The organism is Corynebacterium sp. HMSC077D03 (assembly GCF_001808545.1).
Lineage (GTDB): Bacteria > Actinomycetota > Actinomycetes > Mycobacteriales > Mycobacteriaceae > Corynebacterium > Corynebacterium simulans.
This window is the reverse complement of sequence record NZ_KV793694.1, coordinates 1-1,581: the sequence shown is the minus strand read 5'-3', so window position 1 is coordinate 1,581 and position 1,581 is coordinate 1. Positions and strand designations below refer to the sequence as shown.

The 1,581-nt window shown below is 57.9% G+C and carries 1 protein-coding gene and 1 pseudogene; both read right to left on the bottom strand.

The annotated features are described in order from the left end of the window. Positions 1 to 151: 151 nt before the first annotated feature. Positions 152 to 919 (bottom strand): ATP-binding protein, encoded by a 768-nt coding sequence (locus tag HMPREF2888_RS08115; protein WP_062034988.1) that lies wholly within the window; start codon positions 917 to 919, stop codon positions 152 to 154. 6 nt (positions 920 to 925) lie between these two features. Beyond that, positions 926 to 1,581: pseudogene (locus HMPREF2888_RS08110) on the bottom strand (IS21 family transposase); the annotation flags it as partial.

Here is a 1,581-nt window from a genome sequence, read left to right as displayed (position 1 = left end):
TCCATGGGCGCGGTAGGAACGAGTGCGGATGCTGAGAGCGGCTTGTTGGTAGGGGTGTTGCGGAACGGTGGTAGGGCTGGATTCCGACTAGGTGGTAGGGCCGGGCCGCTGGCCCTGTTGGGGCCAGCGGCCGGGCTTCTAATCCGATCGACTACTCGTTGGCGCCATATGTGGCGCTTGCCAGGTGTTGGCGCATGTCGTAGTCGCCGAGTTCGATGCGCTGTCCGGCATTGAGTCTGCTGACCAGTGAGTCCGCGCCGATGGGGTCGGGTAGTTTCTTCACCCAGTAGGCGGCGGTTGTCTGGGAGACGATGATGGTCGGCAGTCTGCCGTCGCGGTCGAATATGATCTTGGTTAGGTCTTCTTGTCCGCGCTGGTTGATTCCTATGGTCAGGAAATCATCGAGGATGAGTACATCAATGTTTTGTAGCTTGCGCATTTTAGCTACATAGCGTTCATCTGCTGGCAGGAAGGCCCCTAATTCATCGACGAGCTGATCCAGCCGGTAGTACGCGACACTGTATTCAGCCTGGCAAGCAGCAATACCGATAGCGCAGGCGATGTAGGTTTTACCCGCACCGGTGGGCGCTAGGACGTGCACATTGGAAGGTTCGTCGCGCCAGGGTGTTGCGGCTAGTCGTTTGAGCTGGCGTAGATTCAACCCTCGTTCATCTGGGTTGATCAGCTCGGCGAGTGTTGCTCCCGGATAGCGGAATTTCGCCTGGGTGATGGCTTTTGCGATGTTGGTTTGCCGGCGCTTGGCCGCGGTTTCTTCCACGGCTTTGAGGAAGATTTCCTCCGGTAGAGCGGTGTTGGCGTCATCGGCGGCGACTAGGTCGAAAAAGATATCAGCGAAGGTGGAAAGACGCAGTTTACGCAGTGTAGCTCGGATGTCATCGTCAAGGTTGATGGTGGTCATGATGGTCTAGGCCTCCTTCTTCGGGATGTCGTAGTGGCTGGCTGGGCGCAGGAATACTGCATCAGGGATTGCGGTGATATCCACAATGCGCGACTGGGCGTGATCGGCCTGGACGGCTGGCGTTTGGTTGAGGGTGTGACCGTTGCGGGCGATGTCGGCCTGAATCCGCGCGATGACCTGCATGTTGGGTGCCAGGCTATGGTCAATGACTTGCTGGCAGGCAGGCTCAAGCGTGGTCTTGTTGTGCTTGTTGCCCAGCTTGACGAGCACGTTGCGGGCAGTGTGTAGCCCGCGGGGTACGGCTTTGGCGTTGCGTTCCAAAATTGAGGAGACGACCTTGGTCGTTGCCGGCCCAAATGATGATGCTCGAGCAAGCAGCTCGTCACGGGTAAGAGGTTTGACCCCGGCAATGTCCTTATCCGGGGTATGGGCTGGGTCAGTGCAATAGCGGTACTTGAACCCGTGCATACGTGAGTGCTCTGCGACTAGGTCGTCGCCGTCGAAGATGCTCACCAGGCTGTTGGTCAGCCGTGCCCGCAGGGTTTTGCCGATGTATTGGAACGGCACTGAGTAGTACTGGTAGTCGCAGCAGATGTGCCAGTTACGGTCGACTTTGACGTTTCGCCAGGACAGGACCTGACCCCTTTTTGGTGGACACCTGA